Annotated in this window: 20 protein-coding genes; 18 read left to right on the top strand and 2 right to left on the bottom strand. The window is 33.7% G+C overall.

Features of this window, described 5'->3' with window-relative positions; genetic code table 11:
* Positions 1–85 precede the first annotated feature (85 nt).
* Positions 86–1,048 carry a YpdA family putative bacillithiol disulfide reductase gene (locus JOC75_RS11940; protein ID WP_204954296.1) on the top strand — a complete coding sequence of 321 codons (963 nt, stop codon included), beginning with the start codon at positions 86–88 and terminating at the stop codon, positions 1,046–1,048.
* A 108-nt stretch (positions 1,049–1,156) separates the two neighbouring features.
* On the opposite strand, the gene JOC75_RS11935 is transcribed toward JOC75_RS11940, so the two are convergent.
* Entirely contained in the window at positions 1,157–2,128 is a 972-nt protein-coding gene (locus JOC75_RS11935; protein WP_204954295.1) for an asparaginase, read from the bottom strand.
* 204 nt (positions 2,129–2,332) lie between these two features.
* Here JOC75_RS11935 and prsW point away from each other — a divergent pair, with 204 nt between their 5' ends.
* The 9 genes from prsW (at position 2,333) to fni (ending at position 11,078) form a co-directional block, all read left to right on the top strand.
* Positions 2,333–2,995, top strand: a complete 663-nt coding sequence (gene prsW / locus JOC75_RS11930; RefSeq protein WP_204954294.1) for a glutamic-type intramembrane protease PrsW — start codon at positions 2,333–2,335, stop codon at positions 2,993–2,995.
* A gap of 233 nt (positions 2,996–3,228) precedes the next feature.
* Complete coding sequence (gene sleB / locus JOC75_RS11925) at positions 3,229–4,458, top strand: spore cortex-lytic enzyme (RefSeq protein ID WP_204954293.1); 1,230 nt, start codon at positions 3,229–3,231, stop codon at positions 4,456–4,458.
* Between the two features lie 15 nt (positions 4,459–4,473).
* The gene (ypeB, locus tag JOC75_RS11920; protein WP_204954292.1) at positions 4,474–5,820 is read left to right on the top strand and encodes a germination protein YpeB; all 1,347 of its coding nucleotides are present in this window, start codon (positions 4,474–4,476) and stop codon (positions 5,818–5,820) included.
* Between the two features lie 386 nt (positions 5,821–6,206).
* Complete coding sequence (locus JOC75_RS11915) at positions 6,207–6,866, top strand: flagellar brake domain-containing protein (RefSeq protein ID WP_204954291.1); 660 nt, start codon at positions 6,207–6,209, stop codon at positions 6,864–6,866.
* 52 nt (positions 6,867–6,918) lie between these two features.
* Positions 6,919–7,101: a YpfB family protein gene (locus tag JOC75_RS11910; RefSeq protein WP_146946168.1), complete on the top strand. Its 183-nt coding sequence runs from the start codon at positions 6,919–6,921 to the stop codon at positions 7,099–7,101.
* A 267-nt stretch (positions 7,102–7,368) separates the two neighbouring features.
* Entirely contained in the window at positions 7,369–8,040 is a 672-nt protein-coding gene (gene cmk, locus JOC75_RS11905) for a (d)CMP kinase (protein WP_204954290.1), read from the top strand.
* 4 nt (positions 8,041–8,044) lie between these two features.
* Positions 8,045–8,620, top strand: a complete 576-nt coding sequence (locus JOC75_RS11900) for a 1-acyl-sn-glycerol-3-phosphate acyltransferase (protein ID WP_204954289.1) — start codon at positions 8,045–8,047, stop codon at positions 8,618–8,620.
* 243 nt (positions 8,621–8,863) lie between these two features.
* On the top strand, positions 8,864–10,012 hold the full coding sequence (gene rpsA / locus JOC75_RS11895; RefSeq protein ID WP_204954288.1) for a 30S ribosomal protein S1: 1,149 nt from the start codon (positions 8,864–8,866) through the stop codon (positions 10,010–10,012).
* Between the two features lie 10 nt (positions 10,013–10,022).
* Complete coding sequence (gene fni, locus JOC75_RS11890; RefSeq protein ID WP_204954287.1) at positions 10,023–11,078, top strand: type 2 isopentenyl-diphosphate Delta-isomerase; 1,056 nt, start codon at positions 10,023–10,025, stop codon at positions 11,076–11,078.
* A 112-nt stretch (positions 11,079–11,190) separates the two neighbouring features.
* Here fni and JOC75_RS11885 read toward each other — a convergent pair whose 3' ends face one another.
* Positions 11,191–11,325, bottom strand: coding sequence for a YpzI family protein (locus JOC75_RS11885; RefSeq protein ID WP_204954286.1), 135 nt, complete (start codon positions 11,323–11,325; stop codon positions 11,191–11,193).
* A 136-nt stretch (positions 11,326–11,461) separates the two neighbouring features.
* Here JOC75_RS11885 and JOC75_RS11880 point away from each other — a divergent pair, with 136 nt between their 5' ends.
* The 8 genes from JOC75_RS11880 (at position 11,462) to spoIVA (ending at position 19,318) form a co-directional block, all read left to right on the top strand.
* Entirely contained in the window at positions 11,462–12,079 is a 618-nt protein-coding gene (locus JOC75_RS11880) for a YphA family membrane protein (RefSeq protein WP_204954285.1), read from the top strand.
* 1 nt (position 12,080) lies between these two features.
* Positions 12,081–12,974: a YIEGIA family protein gene (locus JOC75_RS11875; RefSeq protein ID WP_204954284.1), complete on the top strand. Its 894-nt coding sequence runs from the start codon at positions 12,081–12,083 to the stop codon at positions 12,972–12,974.
* A complete protein-coding gene (locus JOC75_RS11870; RefSeq protein ID WP_146946160.1) occupies positions 12,971–13,159 on the top strand; it encodes a capping complex subunit for YIEGIA in 189 nt (62 codons plus the stop codon). Before JOC75_RS11875 ends, JOC75_RS11870 begins: the two co-directional genes overlap by 4 nt.
* Before the next feature lie 384 nt (positions 13,160–13,543).
* The gene (der, locus tag JOC75_RS11865; RefSeq protein ID WP_146946159.1) at positions 13,544–14,854 is read left to right on the top strand and encodes a ribosome biogenesis GTPase Der; all 1,311 of its coding nucleotides are present in this window, start codon (positions 13,544–13,546) and stop codon (positions 14,852–14,854) included.
* A gap of 53 nt (positions 14,855–14,907) precedes the next feature.
* Complete coding sequence (locus JOC75_RS11860) at positions 14,908–15,939, top strand: NAD(P)H-dependent glycerol-3-phosphate dehydrogenase (RefSeq protein ID WP_204954283.1); 1,032 nt, start codon at positions 14,908–14,910, stop codon at positions 15,937–15,939.
* A 709-nt stretch (positions 15,940–16,648) separates the two neighbouring features.
* Positions 16,649–16,849, top strand: coding sequence for a DUF2768 domain-containing protein (locus JOC75_RS11855; RefSeq protein WP_146946157.1), 201 nt, complete (start codon positions 16,649–16,651; stop codon positions 16,847–16,849).
* Between the two features lie 25 nt (positions 16,850–16,874).
* Complete coding sequence (locus JOC75_RS11850; protein WP_204954282.1) at positions 16,875–17,594, top strand: hypothetical protein; 720 nt, start codon at positions 16,875–16,877, stop codon at positions 17,592–17,594.
* A gap of 245 nt (positions 17,595–17,839) precedes the next feature.
* Positions 17,840–19,318 (top strand): stage IV sporulation protein A, encoded by a 1,479-nt coding sequence (spoIVA, locus tag JOC75_RS11845; protein ID WP_204954281.1) that lies wholly within the window; start codon positions 17,840–17,842, stop codon positions 19,316–19,318.
* The last annotated feature ends 473 nt before the right edge of the window (positions 19,319–19,791 follow it).

The raw sequence follows: 19,791 nt of genomic DNA, 5'->3' as shown, positions 1-19,791 counted from the left end.
ATCAAATATACAGCATTTCAAAATTGAACCCTATATAAGTGATAAACAACATTTTATAATAAAAAATCAACAGGAGTTGGAGACCGTGATAAAAGAGGATACAATTATTGTTGGTGGTGGTCCTTGCGGATTATCAACAGCTATTGCTTTAGAAAAGACAGGTAAAAGACCACTAGTCATTGAAAAAGGTAATATCGTAAATGCGATTTATCATTATCCAACACATCAAACTTTTTTTAGTTCAAGTGAAAAATTAGAAATCGGAGAAGTACCTTTTATCACTGAAAATCGAAAACCATACCGTATTCAAGCTTTGGCCTATTATCGTGAAGTAGTGAAAAGGAAAGAGATCCGTGTTAATGCCTTTGAGAAAGTAGAAAAAATCGAAAAACGAGACATGAAATTTATTGTATATTCAAATAAACAAAAATATGAAGCCAATAATGTTGTTATAGCAACAGGTTACTATGATCATCCAAACTACATGAATATTCCTGGTGAGGAATTACCAAAAGTTTTTCATTATTTTAAGGAAGGTCATCCGTATTTTGATAAAGATGTATTAGTTGTTGGAGGGAAGAACTCAAGTGTTGATGCAGCGTTAGAACTTGTGAATTCCGGAGCAAGAGTAACAGTTATTTATAGAGGGGAAGAGTATTCTCAAAGTATAAAGCCTTGGATATTACCAGAGTTTGAAGCACTTGTTCGAAATGGTACAATCTCAATGGAATTTAATTCACATTTGCTTAAAATTGATACAGAAACAGTTCGATATAAAGTGAAAAATGAAATAATAGAAATTAAAAATGATTTTGTTTTTGCCATGACAGGTTACCATCCTGATCATAGTTTTCTGAGGAAAATGGGAGTTGAAATTGACGCTGAAACTGGTCGACCGATCTATAACCCTGATACGATGGAGACAAACATCAAGGGAATCTTTATTGCCGGAGTCATTGCAGCAGGAAACAATGCAAATGAAATATTTATTGAAAATGGTCGTTTTCATGGTCAGTTAATTTGTGATGAAATCATAAAAAATAGATAAAGCCAAAAAGAGGATACAGCTCAATGCTGTATCCTCCAAAGATTTAAACGTTACTTTTTTTATTTTGTTTAATGCTAAAAAAAGTTTTAAAATCCACTAACCTGAATTCTACAGAGCAAATATTTCTTCAATTTCATCAAGAGCTGTTGTTGTTTCCAAGGCAATCATTAATTTAATTCGTGCTTTTTGACCATTTAAGCCATTGCTAAAAATGAACCCTAGTTCTTTTAAATGTCTTCCTCCACCTTCATATCCGTAAACATCTTGAACAATTCCATTAAAGCAACGGGATACGAGGACAATTGGTATACCCTTTTTAACAATCTTTCGTAAGCTAGGGAGCATCATAGGTGGTAAATTACCTTGTCCTAATGCCTCAATAACAAGCCCATTTAAATTTAATTGATCTAATGCATTTATAATTTGGTCATCCATTCCTGCATATGCTTTTATAAGGAATACATTTTTATTTAAGTTTTTAACTTTTAAAGAACGATGTAAAACAGGTTTATGATGGAAAGATACTCCACCTTTATTGACAATTCCAATTGGACCATACTGTGGACTTTGAAAAGTTGCTACATTACTTGTATGTGTTTTAGTTACATTTTTTGCTGTATGAATTTCATCATTCATTACAACTAAAACTCCCATAGACTTTGCATGCTCTGATGATGCGACTTTTATAGCTGATAGTAAATTATAAAGACCATCTGAACCTAATTCATTACTTGACCTCATTGCTCCTGTTAATACAACTGGAATATCAAGTGATAAGGTAACATCCAGGAAATAAGCTGTTTCCTCTAACGTATCTGTTCCATGTGTGATAACAACACCATTTAACTGTTGAGATGTTAGTGTTGCTTCTATATGATTTTTTATGTCTAACATATTTAATGGAGTAATATGAGGTGACGGTAAATGAAATAACTCCGATGTTATAAGGTTAATATTTGGAATCTCTTTAATATGATCAACAAGGGGGTTTTTATCTCCTGGTTTCACTTCACCTGATTCATTTTCTTGCATTGAGATTGTTCCACCTGTGTGGATTAAAAGAATATTTTTTGCCTTCATTTTTTTGAACCTCCTTGTTTCTGCTAAAATCTACGAAATTACGACAGTAGACATTTTCAATTTTACGATAACATGATACGATAATGAAAGAAAAACTTCCATTTTTAGATATAGAAATCTAAGAGTAGGGATGGTAAACGGAAGAAACGCCTTCTAGTGAGGAACTAGGGGGGGGATAGATACAATAAGAAAAGAGGCCTGTGAATGATTGCGATTATTTCTGCGGGCATTGCCCCAGGTCTTGCTTTATTAAGTTATTTCTATTTAAGAGATCAGTACGAATCCGAACCAGTTATTTTAGTGCTGAGATCTTTTATATTTGGTGCTTTGCTTGTTTTCCCTATTATGTTTGTCCAATATGTTTTAGAAGTTGAAGGTGTTTTTACATCAGAAACATTATATACTTTTGTTGCAGTTGGATTTCTAGAGGAATTTTTTAAGTGGTTTGTGTTGTTTTTTACTATTTATCAACATGTAGAATTTAATGAACATTATGATGGAATTGTTTATGGTGTTGCGGTTTCTTTAGGTTTTGCTACATTGGAAAATATATTGTATTTATTTGCAAATGGTGTTGAATATGCATTAGGTCGTGCGATATTACCTGTATCAAGTCATGCGTTATTTGGGGTTATCATGGGATACTATTTAGGAAAGGGTAAATTCTCTGAAGGTAGTAATCGTAAGAAATGGATTCTAGTTTCTTGGTCTGTTCCAATATTGTTACATTCAGTTTACGATACTATTTTATTAAGTTATATGAATTGGAAATATATAATGGTTCCATTTATGTTATTACTATGGTGGTTTGCTTTACATAAAGCAAAAAAAGCTAGAATTAAAATTTTTGATACAAAATTGCCTTAAAAAATTTGTTTCGATACTATATATTACTTCGCCTGATCTATTTTCTGTGAAATCGTCTGTAAGGATTAGTAGAACTATAAAAATAAAATATCATCTAAAAAAGACATTCAAAACAAACATTCGTGCTACCATGAATTGTTTAATTTGGATGTCTTTTAATTTGTTATGAATAAAATACCAAAGACTACAAAAAATACGTTTAAGCAATTACATCTACTTGAGGAGGCAGCAACATGAAAAAGATGCGCATAATGTTGATGGTTGCAGTATTGACGATAACATCCTTCACATTTCAATTTCTTTCACAAAATGTACCTGAAGCACATGCTTTTTCACAACAAACTATCCAAAGAGGTGCGACGGGTAGTGATGTTATTGAATTACAAGCAAGGCTTCAATATAACGGCTATTACCACGGGACAATTGATGGTGTCTACGGATGGAGCACCTATTGGGCGGTTAGAAATTTTCAAAACATGTTCGGGTTAGAAGAGGTTGATGGTTTAGTTGGTCAGAAAACGAAGGATATGCTCGTAAAGTCTACTAAATTTTATAAAGATTTTGTGTATGAACAAATAAATAAAGGAAGAAGATTCACCCACTATGGAGGTGTGCCACTTAGTATCCAATCAGCACCTTCAGAACAACAAATTCAAAAAGCAAGACAAGCAGCTGAACAAAGAAAGCAACAACAAGAAAAAAACTATAAAGCACAAGGAAATCAACAACAGCAAGCACAACAAAAACAAGCACAACAAAATAAACAGCAGGAGCAGCAAAAACAAGCACAACAAAACAAACAGCAACAGGAGCAGCAAAACCAAAAACAACAAAATCAACAACAGCAACAGGAGCAGCAAAATCAAGAGCAACAAAATCAGCAACAACAACAGGAGCAGCAAAACCAAAAACAACAAAATCAACAACAGCAACAGGAGCAGCAAAACCAAAAACAACAAAATCAACAACAGCAACAGGAGCAGCAAAACCAAGAACAACAAAATCAACAACAACAGCAGGAGCAGCAAAACCAAGAACAACAAAATCAAAATGAACAAAATGAAAATAACCAAAAAGATTCAACAGCAGTGAACATTCCTGCAGGGTTTTCACAAAATGACATAAAGCTTATGGCAAATGCAGTATACGGAGAAGCGCGCGGTGAGCCTTATATTGGACAAGTTGCTGTAGCGGCAGTTATAGTCAACCGCTTAAATAGCGCAACTTTTCCTAATACAGTTTCCGGTGTGATCTTTGAGCCACGTGCTTTTACAGCAGTTGCTGATGGGCAAATTTGGCTTACACCTAATGATTCTGCGAAAAAAGCTGTTTTAGATGCTTTAAATGGCTTTGATCCTACTGGAGAAGCATTATATTATTTTAACCCAGATACTGCTACAAGCTCTTGGATTTGGGGAAGACCACAAATAAAACGTATCGGAAAGCATATTTTCTGTGAATAGAAAGGGTGATAACGCATGATACGTGGAATATTTATTGGAATCTTATCGATTGCGGTTATTGGAACAAGCTTTTGGGGTTATAAGGAACATCAAGAAAAAAATGCGATTTTAGTTCAAGCTGAAAATAATTACCAACGTGCTTTTCATGATTTAACATACCGAGTAGATCAATTACATGATCAAATTGGAAGTACGCTTGCAATGAATACGAGAAAATCATTGTCACCAGCGTTAGCAGATGTTTGGAGAATTACATCTGAAGCACAATCTGATGTTGGTCAATTACCTTTAACTCTACTTCCTTTTAATAAAACAGAGGAATTTTTAGCAGGTATAAGTGACTTTAGTTATCGTACTGCTGTTCGTGATTTAGAAAAGGATCCTTTAACAGAAAAGGAATATGAAACACTAAAATCAATGTACACTCAAGCTGCAGATATTCAACAAGAGCTAAGAAAAGTGCAAAATCTGGTTCTTGAAAATAACTTAAGATGGATGGACGTAGAGCTTGCACTCGCATCTGGTCAAAAACAAATGGATAATACGATCATCGATGGCTTTGAAACTGTTGAGGAAAATGTAAAGTCATATTCAGAAACAGAATTTGGTGCAAGCCTTACATCAATGAAGAAGAATATGGGTGAAGGTTTTGAAAACTTAAAGGGTAATAAAATAAGTGAGGAAGAAGCACGGAAAGTTGCAAAAGAATTTGTTGAGAATGAAGTGTCCGATATAAAAGTGACAGAAAATGGTGATGGTGCAAACTATGGTTTTTATAGCATCTCCATGCATGATAAAAAAAGCAGTGCTGATATCAACATGGATATAACAAAAAAAGGCGGATATCCAATTTTCTTAGTACAAAATAGGGATATTAAAGAAAAAAAGATTGGACTAAATGAAGCGACAGAAAATGCAAGAAAATTTCTTAAAGATCACGGCTTTGAAAATTTAGATCTTTTTGAAAGTGCGCAATATGATAATATCGGTGTGTTTTCATTTGTCACTATAGAAAATGGTGTTAGAATCTATCCAGACGCACTTCGAATGAAAGTTGCACTAGATGATGGAAAGGTAATTGGTTTTACCGCAAGAGATTATTTAGCTGCACACAAAAAACGAGATATTCCGAAGCCGAAAGTGTCCCGTGATGAAGCAGCTAAAATGTTAAATCCTAGATTAGAGGTTCAAGAAGAAAGATTGTCGATTATAATGAATGAATTTGGTGAAGAAATACTGTGTTATGAGTTTTTAGGGACAATTGACAATGATACTTACAGAATATTCATCGATGCTGAAAATGGTACAGAAGAAAAGATTGAAAAATTAAAGAATCCTGAGCCGATTTTTCAGGAAGTATAATTTATATTGGCTCTTTTCTGAAAGATTGTTGCTATGTAGGAACAGTGTATTTTCGCATAAAGGTGACTATATTATGAAGAAAAGATGCCTCTATACTATATACAATGCTGATTTCTTCTGGTATTTATAAGCAACAAAGTTTGCGAAATTAGCCTTTATATTTATCTAAGGAGGATATCTCAATATATTTATTGGGTATCCTCCTTTTATGGGTTGTTCGTGTTTTATTAATGATAAATGATTGTTTTATATTGCAAGGTAATTGAAAGGGAATTATTTAAAATGATTATTATGTAATAGGTAATATGTATACATTGAATGTTCTCTTGCACATCGGATTCGTCCATGCTTTAATAAGAAAGAGAGCAATTAGAGAGAGTGATAATGTGATAAAAATTGGGGATGTCATTAACTTAGAGACAAAGGGATCAGTATTAGAAAGATTAAAATGCAAACTAGTTGAGCGAAAGGGAAACATATTATATTTTGACTATCCAGTAAACAGTGAAACAGGTAGAACCGCTTATTTAATGCTGGGTACAGAACTAATTGCTTCCTTTGTAAATAATGAGAGTGTCTATCGCTTCCATACTGAGGTTACTGGAAGAGTTAAAGAGAATATACCAATGATTTCTGTTACTTATCCAGGAGATGAGCATTTAACTCGGATTCAAAGAAGAGAATATGTAAGAATAGATACGACATTGGATATTGCAATTCACCCTATTAATAAGGAGTTTCAACCTTTCACTGCTGTTACTTCGGATATTAGTGCAGGTGGTGCAGCAATTATAGTGCCTAAGTCTACAAAATTAAGGCCTAATCAAGAAATATTTATTTGGTTTTCCTTACCTTTTCAAACTGAAAAAATTGAATATCTTAAGATGAAAGCTAAGATTATTCGTTTTATAGATGTAGAGCATGAGAATTTTGTGAAAGCACCGATACAATTTATTGAGTTTGATGAATTTAAACGCCAAACAATTATTCGTTTTTGCTTTGAACAGCAAATACTTATGCGTAGAAAAGGACTCATTACAGAATAAAATTAGGTATTTTTAAGCATACTAGTAAAAAAATACCGGAGATGACGTTGTAATGAAAAGACTTGATCGTATTTTAATAAAGCTAATTGTCATACAATTTATTATATTAATATGTGCACAAATTTTAGTTCAACAAAACAACATTCAACCATATCTTTCTAGAGTTGTTCAATATGAAGGTGTTAACAAAATTACGATAACAGAATGGTTAGAGACGTTCAGTCAAAGTGAATGAGATGCTATTAGAGGATGAATTTTGCATGTTAGAAAGTTATATCTAATTAGTGATTTCTGTGGTGTACATCTATATTATTATAGTTCTGTTCTGAATAATATTTATTGTTTTTACAGAATAGAACTTTTTATGATACAGCACCGTTTTTTTAGGATAATTAATCCACTTTTTAGAAAAAAGCCTTTAAAAAAGTCCAAATAGTTATCCTATCACATTTATTTACTTATATGAAAATCTACTAGACTAAAAACCTATTTGGAGGAAACAATGAAACAAAAATTATCAATAGCAATAGATGGACCAGCAGCTGCAGGCAAAAGTACAGTTGCTAAAATAATTGCTGAGCATTATTCATACATATATATAGATACAGGTGCTATGTATAGAGCACTAACTTATAAAGCATTAGATGCTAAAGTGGATCTAAAAGATGAGGATAAAGTAGCAGATGTTTTATCGTCGATTAGAATAGATCTTAATCCGTCAGAAAAAGGTCAAATTGTATTGGTTAATAAAGAAGATGTAGCAGAATTGATTAGAACGGACGAAGTAACAAATAATGTATCATTCGTAGCAATGCATTCAAAGGTTAGAGAAGAAATGTTACGTAGACAACGAGACTTAGCTATAGACGGTGGAGTTGTTATGGATGGAAGAGATATTGGAACGCATGTACTGCCTAATGCCGAAGTGAAAATATTTTTAAAAGCATCTGTAGAAGAGAGAGCAAAAAGACGTTATGAAGAAAATATAAAAAAAGGATTTACAGCAGATTTAGAGAAATTAAAAATAGAAATAGCAAATCGAGATAAATTAGATTCAGAAAGAGAGATTGCCCCACTTAAAAAAGCAGATGATGCAATTGAATTAGACACAACTGCTTTGTCAATACAAGACGTTGTTGCAAAAATCGAAGAATATATAGAAGAAAGGCTTTGATAACGTGTCATTATACCCATTTGCTAGATCTGTTGTTGCAGGTCTGCTTAAACCTACCTATCGAATTAAGGTTGAAGGATTAGAGCATTTTCCAAAAGAAGGTGCTGTTTTACTTTGTACCAATCATATTAGCAACCTAGATCCTCCTGTTGTAGGAGTTACTTCACCAAGAAAAGTTCTTTTTATGGCTAAAGCAGAGCTATTCAATGTCCCGGTTTTAAACGGTCTTCTTAAGAACTTCGGAACATTCCCTGTCAAACGTGGCGGTGGTGATCGTGAAGCACTTAGAGCTGGTTTAAAGGTTTTAAAGGAAGGGAATGTTTTAGGATTGTTCCCTGAAGGTACAAGAAGTAAAAATGGTGAGCTAGGCAAGGGTTTGCCAGGCGCCGGTTTTTTTGCACTTCGATCAGATGCAGCGGTTGTGCCTTGTGCAATTATTGGGCCTTACAAGTCATTAAAAACATTAAGAGTTGTATACGGGAAACCAATAAATATGGAAAAATATCGTCAAGAGAAAATTACTCCTGAAGAAATGACGAATATTATCATGAGTGAAATAGGAAATCTTATAAAAAAATAGGTGATAGTAAGGACTATTTATAGACTTTACTGAGTGCTAAAAGATATAAAAAAACCTTGGAAGAAGCAGAGCAATGAAATATTAAATTGGAGAGTATTTACTTGACAAATTGACCCATTTATTAGAAGTTTAATAATAGAGGTATTTTTCATTTTATTTATGCTGTTCCATATCTGTGATAAAATGAAATCATACATATAGTTAATCAAAAGTCGCGCAGGTTTTGACAAGGAGGTAATTGAGATGGTAGAAGAATTAAATAATGTTCATGTTGAAACACCTGAAGTAGGAGATATTTTAAAGGGAATTGTTACAAAGGTGGAAGAGAAACAGGTTATTGTCGAGATCGAGAACTGTAAGCATACTGGTATAATACCGATTAGTGAGCTTTCAAGCCTTCATGTTGAAAAAGCTTCTGATGTGACAAGTGAAAATGATCAACTAGAATTAAAAGTACTTAAAGTTGAAGATGAAGCATTAGTTCTTTCAAAAAGAGCTGTTGATGCTGAAAAGGCATGGGATGCTTTAGAGAAAAAATTCGAATCAAAAGAAGTATTTGATGCCGAAGTCAAGGACGTTGTAAAAGGCGGACTTGTTGTAGATTTAGGTGTTAGAGGATTTATTCCTGCATCTTTGGTAGAAGCACATTATGTTGAAGATTTCTCAGATTATATGAACAAAACTCTTTCTCTTATTGTTGTAGAGTTAGATCGTGAGAAAAATAGAGTTATTCTTTCGCATCGTGCTGTTATTGAACAACAACAAACTCAAAAAAAATCGGTTTTGCTAGAATCTGTTAAAGTTGGTACAACGATTGAAGGAACTGTTCAAAGGTTAACGGATTTCGGTGCTTTTGTTGATATAGGCGGTATTGATGGATTAGTTCATATCTCTCAATTATCACATAATCATATTGAGAAACCATCAGATGTTGTTGAAGAAGGACAAAAAGTTTCAGTCAAGGTCTTAGCTGTTGATCGTGACAATGAAAGAATATCTTTATCTATTAAAGAAACTTTACCAGGACCATGGGCAAATATTACTGATAAAGTAAAACCTGGTGATGTATTAGAAGGTGCTGTTAAACGTTTAGTTTCTTTCGGTGCTTTTGTAGAGATTTTCCCTGGTGTTGAAGGTCTTGTGCATATTTCGCAAATTTCTCATAAACATATAGCTACTCCGCAGGAAGTACTTGATGTGAATCAAACAGTGAAAGTTAAGGTTTTAGATGTGAATGAATCTGAACAAAGAATATCATTAAGTATCCGTGAATTAGAGGAATCACCAAATGCCACTGCAGAGGATGTAAGTAACTACCAAGCGCAAGAAGAATCTTCTTCTGGCTTCCAATTAGGCGAAATGATTGGTGATCAATTAAAAAAACTAAAGTAATGGTGATAGTGTGAACAAAAGAGCAGAAAGAAAAATAGAACATATCCAACACGCATTGTCTACAGGACAACAGCGCACAAATGGATTTAGTGACGTAACCTTTGTTCACCAAAGCTTACCTAATCTGTCTATTTCGAATATAGATTTATCAACTAAAGTTGGCGAACTTACATTAAGTTCGCCTCTTTTTATAAATGCAATGACAGGTGGCGGCGGTGAAGATACGGTAATTATTAATGAAGCTTTATCTAACGCGGCTAGTGAAACAAACATTGCTGTAGCGGTTGGATCACAAATGTCAGCTATAAAAGATAATAAAGAACGTCCTTCATATGAAGTGATGAGAAAAGTTAATAAAAATGGAGTAATCTTTGCTAATTTAGGTAGTGAAGCAACGGTGGATCAAGCAAATACTGCGATTGATATGATTGAAGCAAATGCCATTCAAATACATTTAAATGTAGTACAAGAGCTTGTTATGCCAGAAGGTGATAGAGATTTTACCGATGCATTAACAAGAATTGAAAGAGTTGTAAAAGGTGTACAAGTACCTGTGATTGTTAAAGAAGTTGGATTTGGTATGAATCGTGAGGTAGCTAGGCAACTAATGGATATTGGTGTTAGTGCAATAGATGTTGGAGGCTTTGGTGGTACCAACTTTTCAAAAATAGAAAATAAAAGGCGTAATCAGGTGTTAGGTTATTTCGATCAATGGGGCATAACAACAGCGGCTTCTATTGCTGAGGTAAGTAGCATTGGAAATAAGGTTTCCATAATTGGTTCAGGTGGAATACAAAGTTCACTTGATCTCGCTAAATCGATTGCTCTTGGTGCTTCTGCTGCAGGTGTAGCAGGTTACTTATTGAAAATATTCATAGAAAATGGCTATGATGAGCTAGTTTTGGAAATAAAAAACATGTTAGAGGATCTAACTTTTATTATGACGGCTTTAGGAGCAAGAACTATAAGTGATCTCCAGAAGGCGCCTTTAGTAATTAGTGGTTCAACACATCATTGGTTAACTGAAAGAGGAATTAACACAAAGAGTTTTAGTACTAGATCATAAAGATTTAATAACCCCCAAAGGCCAGTTGATTTAATTCAACTGGCCTTTGGGGGTTTTTTAGAACCAAATGTGAAATTTATTTTTGAGGAATTGTGTCTTTCATGCGTACTATTTATTTTTTATTACGTTCCCTAGCAGCTTCAGGACCTTCCATCCTTGTAGCACCTGGATAATCAAGTGATTGATCTCGATCAGATTCAACTCGTCCGCTTTCTCTCAGCTTCTTCTCTTGACGGTCTTTACCCATTTGTCATACCTCCTTATTTGTCGATATATTCATTTTTTGCTAAGTAGTTAAAAATCATTAGTACTATTTTTTGTTTATTTTCGATTAAAGCTAATTGGAAACAGACATAATGGGAATAGTAGGAGGGGTTGATTTAGTGGAAGGAATTATCTTTTATTGGTTTATGTGGATAGCTTGGATTTATACAACATTTATAATGGAGAAAAATCATCACAGAGATAAACTATCTGTTCTTATTTTGTTAACCATATTTTCAAGTAAAGGTGCCGTGACTATAGATCATTATCAACTATCTTTTCCTTTTTTATTAATGATGATGTTTAGTTACTATCTTACAGTAAAACAAAAAAAGACAAATATAATACTATTTTATTTTTCATCTACAACAATAACGTTTGCCTACGCAGGTATCATGTTATTCAGTATTTATGATCCTGTTTGGTTTATTATAGACTATCGACTTATCGTGAGTTTGATTGTTAGTATAATTGCAATTTTCTTAGGGAAAAGTAATGTCCAAAGATATGCATTATTTATTATGTCAACTTGTCATGGTGAATTTTTGTACTGGTTGGTTATGTCTAAATTTCATAATGGGATTAGTATTGGAAATCCAGCATTTTTAGATATGGTCGTAATTGGCTGCTTCTCTATTTACATATGGTCAATGTTTCATCAATTCATTATCTTTTTTGAACATAATGTACAAAAGCTACAAAAGTTACAAAAAACAGCAAAGGAGAAGCAGGGATAATATGAATGAATATACAATGCCAGTGCTATTTGGTGTCATCGTAGGTGTTCTCACAAGGCTTCATATGCTTAAAACTGACTATCGTCAATATCCAACATATCTTCACGGGAAAATAATTCATGTTGCATTAGGATTTATAGCAGCGGGGCTAGGCACAGTAGCTGTTCCGTCTATAATGGAAGAAGATTTTACAGCAATTACTTTTTTAACTCTAGCTGCCTCTCAATTTCGTGATGTTCGAAATATGGAGAGAAATACACTAACTGTATTAGATGATTACGAACTTGTTCCAAGAGGTAAAACATATATAGAGGGTATAGCTATTGCATTTGAAAGTAGGAATTATTTAGTTATTTTCACATCCCTATTTACTACCTTTGCTTACTTAGTAGTAAATATATATGTTGCCCTAGTTGTTGGGGTAATTTGTTATCTTATTTCAAGAAAGTTAATGTCTGGAAGCAGAATTAAAGATCTTGTTGAGATTGAGCATGCTGAAATAAGATTTGAGGGTGCTGGGTTATACGTAGATAATATTTATATTATGAATATAGGTATTCCAGAAAAACAAAAAGCTATTTTAAATTATGGGATGGGGTTTATTTTAACACCTAAGAATTCAAATTCAAAAATGACCATTGCAAATCTTGGTCAACGACAAGCAATTCTTCATGATGTTTCAACAGCATTAGGTGTATTTCGAGATTCTGGAGAACCAGCTCTTGTCCCTCTTGCAAAACGAGATCTAGATGATGGTCGACTTGGTGTATTTGTATTACCACAAGAGCGTGATGTGGAACGAGCAATCCGTGTAATAGGTGAAGTACCAACACTTGAAAATGCAATCAGAATGCCAACTGAAGCAAAAGCAAATCGTCGAGGAGGGGTAAAATGAGCGCATTAGAAAAATATATTCTCGCTATTATTACAACTGATCAAACAAAAGCAGCAGGTGGCACTGCTATTTTTGTTTGTAAAACACAAGAGGAAATGCATTTTTACGCTAGAAACCTTGAAGCTATTTTGGATGGAATAGCTCATGGAATTGGAGATGACATGTATGTTATTGTCAAACACTAAGTTGTGAATTTATAAAATCTCTGCTAATATATAAAAGTTATGGAGGTTGACTCATGGGGGTCTGACCCCACCCGTGATTCTACGATGAAAAGTCCTATAGCTAGGATGTTTTTGTTGTTTTATTGAGGGGTAGACCCGTTTATATGAGTCAGCCTATTTTTATATGAGAATGTTAGGTATTTAAGGAATAAAACTTATTCTACATTAATTTTAATAAATTACATATTTGTTTGCGATTGAATGAAGTGATGTATAGAAAAATAAATGTAAATCTAACATTCTTTTTATAGTCTGAAAAAAGTACGGCTGTAACTCACTTACTATTTTTCAACTTTAAAAAATGAGGATTTAGTAAAATTTTTTTGTTTAGGAAGGGTGTAAAAAATGGCAAAACCAGTAATAGCAATAGTTGGAAGGCCTAATGTTGGTAAATCTACAATCTTTAACAGAATTGTAGGAGAGCGTGTATCAATAGTAGAAGATATCCCTGGAGTTACGAGAGATCGTATTTATAGTTCTGGTGAATGGTTAACTTATAACTTTAATATCATTGATACAGGTGGTATAGATATTGGAGACGAGCCGTTTTTAGCTCAAATTCGTCATCAAGCAGAGATTGCAATAGATGAAGCTGATGTTATTATTTTTCTAACAAATTCACGAGAAGGTGTTACAGCTGCAGATGAAGAAGTTGCTAAAATTCTATTCCGCTCGAATAAACCTGTTGTGCTAGCGGTAAATAAGGTAGACAACCCTGAAATGAGAGCATCTATTTATGACTTTTATTCTTTAGGTTTTGGTGAGCCATTTCCTATCTCAGGATCGCATGGTCTTGGACTAGGAGACTTGTTAGATGAAGTGGCTAAGCATTTTAAAAATATTGGAACAGAAGATTATGATGAATCTACGATAAAATTCTCGCTAATTGGCAGACCAAATGTAGGGAAATCTTCTCTTGTGAATGCGATTTTAGGTGAAGACCGTGTTATCGTAAGTGATGTTGCAGGTACGACTCGTGATGCAATTGATACTGTTTATAAATATGAAGGTCAAGAATTTGTAATTATTGATACAGCAGGTATGAGGAAAAAAGGTAAAGTATATGAAACAACAGAAAAGTATAGTGTACTTCGAGCGTTAAAGGCAATCGACCGTTCTGATGTTATTTTAGTTGTTATCAATGCTGAAGAAGGTATTATTGAACAAGATAAACATATAGCTGGTTATGCTCATGAAGCTGGAAAAGCTGTTGTTATTGTTGTGAATAAATGGGATGCAGTTGATAAAGATGAAAAAACCATGAAAGAATTTGAAGAGAATATACGTGATCACTTTAAGTTTTTAGATTATGCACCAATCGCATTTCTATCGGCTATAACGAAAAAGAGAATTCATACCCTTATGCCTAGAATTCTTTTAGCTAGTGAGAATCATTCTAGAAGAGTTCAGACAAACGTACTTAATGATGTAATTATGGATGCGGTTGCGATGAATCCAACACCAACACATAAAGGGAAACGTTTAAAAATATTCTATACTTCACAAGTTGCTGTAAAACCTCCAACTTTTGTTGTTTTTGTAAATGATCCAGAGTTAATGCACTTTTCATATGAGCGATTTTTAGAAAATAAAATAAGAGCAGCATTTGAATTCGAAGGAACTCCTATTAAGATTTTCACAAGAGAGAGAAAGTAAAAAATTTGACCATAAATGTGTTTTGATTTGTTTATTGTGAAGGATGTGTTTAGATGGAACAAATTACAGTATTAGGTGCAGGGAGCTGGGGTACAGCTTTAGCGATTGTTCTTGCTGACAATGGACATAAAGTCAAGCTTTGGGGACATCGCCAATCCTTAATAGATGAAATTAATACAACTAAGCAAAACAAAAAATACCTACCTGGAGTGGAACTTCCAGAAAATATTATAGGTACATCAAGTCTAGGAGACAGTTTAGAAGGTGTACATACAATTATTCTAGCTGTTCCAACAAAAGCAATTCGGGATGTCTTAAGTGAAGTGAAAAAAATTGTTAAGAATCAGCTTACAATTGTTCATGTAAGTAAGGGAATTGAGCCTGATACATTATTACGAATTTCTGAAATTATTGAAGTAGAAATGCCAGCACATTTACTAAAAGATGTTGTTGTTTTATCAGGGCCTAGCCATGCCGAGGAAGTGAGTCAAAGACATATTACAACTGTAACATCGTCGTCGAAAACGATGAGTGCTGCTGAGTATATACAAGACTTATTTATCAATCAGCATTTTAGAGTTTATACAAATCCAGATATAATAGGTGTGGAAATTGGTGGGGCTTTAAAGAATATTATTGCACTAGCTGCTGGTATCACTGATGGATTAGGATATGGAGATAATGCAAAAGCTGCACTGATTACTCGTGGTTTAGCAGAAATTGCAAGACTAGGAAGCAAAATGGGCGGCAATCCATTAACTTTTTCTGGTTTAACTGGAATAGGTGACTTAATTGTGACATGTACGAGTATTCATTCTAGGAACTGGAGAGCTGGTAATTTACTCGGAAAAGGACAAAATCTAGATGAAGTTCTTGCGAATATGGGAATGGTGGTTGAAGGTGTCCGAACAACAAAGGCTGCTTATCAGCTAGCACAAAAATATGAGGTGAAGATGCCAATAACAGAAGCTTTATATGATGTATTATTTAATAATAAAGCTCCGAAAGAAGCTGTGGACTCATTAATGGCCCGTGTGAAAACACATGAGATGGAAGACTTGGTAAATATTATGGAGAAACGTTAGTGATCAGGTGACAAACGTGAATTTATTGCATATTATAACAAGAATTAAATCAAAGGGAACAATATCCTATAAGGGTTTACATTTTGCAGCAGCGGAATCTTATGTCATTAATCTTCAACCTTGCTAAATCGTCAGTACAATAACTTATACGAATAATACTTGGCGTATATAGGCATTAGAGGATACAAAAACATTTACTTCCGCATAATATGCAACGAAAGTAAAATAAGAGTTGTTTCTATAGTTGGGTAATATTTAGTCGCTTAATTTGCTGAAGTAAAGTTCGTCCCCTCTTTACTTCAGTTTTTTTTGTTCAGTAAAACTTCGTTGTGATCTCCACCAAACAGCAATTTCTGCTATACCTGAAAGCCTTCCCGGTAATTCTTATCACCTTAACACCTGCATGGTATTTCTCTCTTGACGTGCTAAGCTATTAGGAGTCAGAGCTTGTACTTCAAAAAGATCACCATTGATAGGTACCTTTAACCTATGTAGCACCCTCTTTTCTAAATGTTAATATATCTCTATTCAAACACAATATTTAAATGAAGATGCTAATCACCGTCTTCTCTTTGAAAATAAACTTATTTGGACAAGCTTTATAAACTGTATTATAATCGTTCATGGAGTTCTAACCATTTTTTTATACTTAACATAAAAAACTTTATACAAGAAGCGTATGTTCTTCTTTTAAAAGGAGGAATGATTGATGAGTACAGCCCTTATGAAAATGTGGATTTCTTTTGCATCCATGGGATTTATGTTTATTTCAATTATTTTTATCTATCTTAGCCGATTTAAATTAAAGGGTATTTTAAAAGTCATTGTGACCATTTTAGCCTATATTTTTATGATTCTAGCAGGAATTATTATTTTATTTGTTGTTTTAAGTGGACCAGTTTCAGAATAAATACTTTAAAAGGAAGTCATTAAGAATGAAACTTTATAAGATTTTTTTTATTGTACTTGGTTGTATTCTTTTAAGTGGATGTTTGTATCCTGAAGAAAAACTTCAGAAAAATTCAATCCCTTATAATGATCAAATTGCTGCAGTTCAAAGCTCAGTAGATCAGTATCAAAAAGATTCAACAGGACTATTGCCGATAAAAACTAGAGATATGACAACACCTATTTATCAAAAATACCCTATAGACTTTTCTATGCTAACACCAAGGTATATGGCTGAACCACCTGGTACAGCTTATGAAAGTGGAGGGGTATATCAATATGTTTTAGTTGATGTAGAGAAAGATCCTACAGTAAAGCTACTTGATTTAAGAATAGCTGAAGAAATTCATGAGCTTTCAATTAAGCTTAATATTTATCGTCAGGCAAATGGTTATCCACCATTCAAAGATCTTATTACGAGCGATGTTTTTACGTTAGATTATGAAAAGCTGGGCTATAAAGAACCACCTACGGTTCAGAGTCCTTTTACTGGAGAATATTTACCTCTTGTTATTGATAAAGAAGCTGTGGTGTATGTGGATTATCGAATCGACCTTAATATGGCTTTACAAGAAAAAGAACACTCCTATAAACAAGGAGACGATATACTCGATTTACTAGTGAAGGATAATCCCTTTGTACCAGCCTATTCACTTCCTTATACAATAGATGATAAAGGTGAACCGATCTTTAAATCAGAAAAGTAAATTACTAAGCGTTATATTTAAAAAAAAATTTAAAAAATATGTCATGAACCCTTCATTAGAGAATAAACTCTAAAAGAAGGGTTTTCTTTTTCGCTTTTTTACGAGAATGAACAAAGATTTGAGCGATAATGAAAAAAATTTAGAAACTAAGTCATAAATAAGTAGGACAACGTCATACATATATAATGTCCTATAAGAAGACGGATAAGCATTATCCCAATATTGTATGATCGGGAGGGGATCACTTGGAAAAAGTAGATATTTTCAAGGATATCGCTGAACGAACTGGTGGCGATATATATTTAGGAGTAGTTGGTGCAGTAAGAACAGGTAAATCTACTTTTATTAAAAAGTTTATGGAACTAGTCGTATTACCTAACATTGACAATGAATCTGACAAAGCTAGAGCTCAAGATGAATTACCACAAAGTGCAGCTGGTAAAACAATTATGACAACTGAGCCGAAATTTGTTCCGAATCAAGCAGTTTCCATCCATGTTGATGAGGGACTTGATGTCAATATTAGATTAGTAGACTGTGTAGGTTACACTGTACCTGGTGCGAAAGGCTATGAAGATGAAAATGGCCCTCGCATGATTAACACTCCTTGGTATGAAGAGCCAATACCATTTCATGAAGCGGCAGAAATTGGAACACGTAAGGTTATTCAAGAGCATTCAACATTAGGCTGTGTAATTACGACAGATGGATCAATTGGCGATATACCTCGTCATGATTACCTAGAGGCAGAAGCTAGAGTAATTGATGAATTAAAAGAGGTTGGTAAACCGTTTATTATGATTATTAATACGGTTCATCCACACCACCCTGAAACAGAAGCCCTTCGTCAGCAGTTAAATGAGAAATATGATATTCCAGTTTTAGCTATGAGTGTTGAGAGTATGAGAGAATCAGATGTAATGAATGTTTTAAGAGAGTCATTATATGAATTTCCAGTCTTAGAGGTTAATGTAAACCTGCCAAGCTGGGTGATGGTGTTAAGAGAGAATCATTGGTTAAGACAAAGCTATCAAGAAGCTGTAAAGGATACTGTAAAGGATATCAAAAGACTACGTGATGTTGACCGTGTAGTGGGTCAATTTAGTGAATATGATTTCATTAATAAAGCGAGTCTTGCAGGTATTGAAATGGGTCAGGGAATTGCTGAAATTGATTTATATGCTCCAGATGATCTATACGATCAGATCTTAAAAGAAGTTGTAGGAGTAGAAATACGTGGCAAAGACCACTTACTACAATTAATGCAAGATTTTGCCTATGCAAAAACTGAATATGATCAAGTAGCAGATGCAATAAAAATGGTAAAACAAACTGGTTATGGTATTGCCGCGCCAGCTTTAGCAGATATGAGCTTAGATGAGCCTGAAATTATTCGTCAAGGTTCAAGATTTGGTGTAAGACTCAAGGCAGTTGCTCCTTCAATCCATATGATCAAGGTAGACGTTGAATCTGAATTCGCTCCTATTATTGGGACGGAGAAGCAATCTGAAGAACTTGTACGTTATTTAATGCAGGACTTTGAGGATAATCCATTATCAATTTGGAATTCAGATATTTTTGGAAGAAGCCTAAGTTCAATTGTTCGCGAGGGTATCCAAGCCAAACTATCTCTTATGCCTGAAAATGCACGCTATAAGCTAAAAGAAACATTGGAGAGAATAATTAACGAAGGCTCCGGTGGATTAATAGCTATCATTTTATAATTTTTTTGACCTCTAAATTAGAGGTCTTTTTCTTTGGTTATTTTTAGCTATGTGTTTTGTTTCAAAGATATATCGTATAAATTTAGAGTGAAAAACATGTTAGCTAGCAAGTTGGGAGTTCATTGAAAAAAATTTCTTTGTATAAATAGCTTTTTATTTATTACCTTAAGACGTGGTAGTTTTCAGCCGATAATCGTTAAATGCTCCTTAATAGTTACAAAAAAAGAGCGTATGTTCTTATATATAGTGTGAAACCTTGATATTATTAGACTTTTATTAGGATATGCCTTGCTTCAACCGTTTTATTATGTTAATCTTTTTAAAGAATTTCTTTTCTTTATTGGTCGATTCTTCCTAAAAAACCAATATTAATGATGAAAAACATTGAAATATGTAGAAAAATCATATAAGATAAGCGTGTTGATAGTAATATCACATTCACATGTATAGTATTGATCAAAATTGTGAAGAAA

Source organism: Metabacillus crassostreae (assembly GCF_016908395.1).
Lineage (GTDB): Bacteria > Bacillota > Bacilli > Bacillales > Bacillaceae > Metabacillus > Metabacillus crassostreae.
This window is presented reverse-complemented; position numbering and strand designations above follow the sequence as displayed.

Coding starts and splice junctions, on each gene's coding strand:
- JOC75_RS11935 (WP_204954295.1), bottom strand. CDS start 2,128: ATGAAGGCAAAAAATATTCTTTTAATCCACACAGGTGGAACAATCTCA.
- prsW (WP_204954294.1), top strand. CDS start 2,333: ATGATTGCGATTATTTCTGCGGGCATTGCCCCAGGTCTTGCTTTATTA.
- sleB (WP_204954293.1), top strand. CDS start 3,229: ATGAAAAAGATGCGCATAATGTTGATGGTTGCAGTATTGACGATAACA.
- ypeB (WP_204954292.1), top strand. CDS start 4,474: ATGATACGTGGAATATTTATTGGAATCTTATCGATTGCGGTTATTGGA.
- JOC75_RS11910 (WP_146946168.1), top strand. CDS start 6,919: ATGAAAAGACTTGATCGTATTTTAATAAAGCTAATTGTCATACAATTT.
- cmk (WP_204954290.1), top strand. CDS start 7,369: ATGAAACAAAAATTATCAATAGCAATAGATGGACCAGCAGCTGCAGGC.
- rpsA (WP_204954288.1), top strand. CDS start 8,864: ATGGTAGAAGAATTAAATAATGTTCATGTTGAAACACCTGAAGTAGGA.
- JOC75_RS11885 (WP_204954286.1), bottom strand. CDS start 11,325: ATGGGTAAAGACCGTCAAGAGAAGAAGCTGAGAGAAAGCGGACGAGTT.
- JOC75_RS11875 (WP_204954284.1), top strand. CDS start 12,081: ATGAATGAATATACAATGCCAGTGCTATTTGGTGTCATCGTAGGTGTT.
- JOC75_RS11870 (WP_146946160.1), top strand. CDS start 12,971: ATGAGCGCATTAGAAAAATATATTCTCGCTATTATTACAACTGATCAA.
- der (WP_146946159.1), top strand. CDS start 13,544: ATGGCAAAACCAGTAATAGCAATAGTTGGAAGGCCTAATGTTGGTAAA.
- JOC75_RS11860 (WP_204954283.1), top strand. CDS start 14,908: ATGGAACAAATTACAGTATTAGGTGCAGGGAGCTGGGGTACAGCTTTA.
- JOC75_RS11855 (WP_146946157.1), top strand. CDS start 16,649: ATGAGTACAGCCCTTATGAAAATGTGGATTTCTTTTGCATCCATGGGA.
- JOC75_RS11850 (WP_204954282.1), top strand. CDS start 16,875: ATGAAACTTTATAAGATTTTTTTTATTGTACTTGGTTGTATTCTTTTA.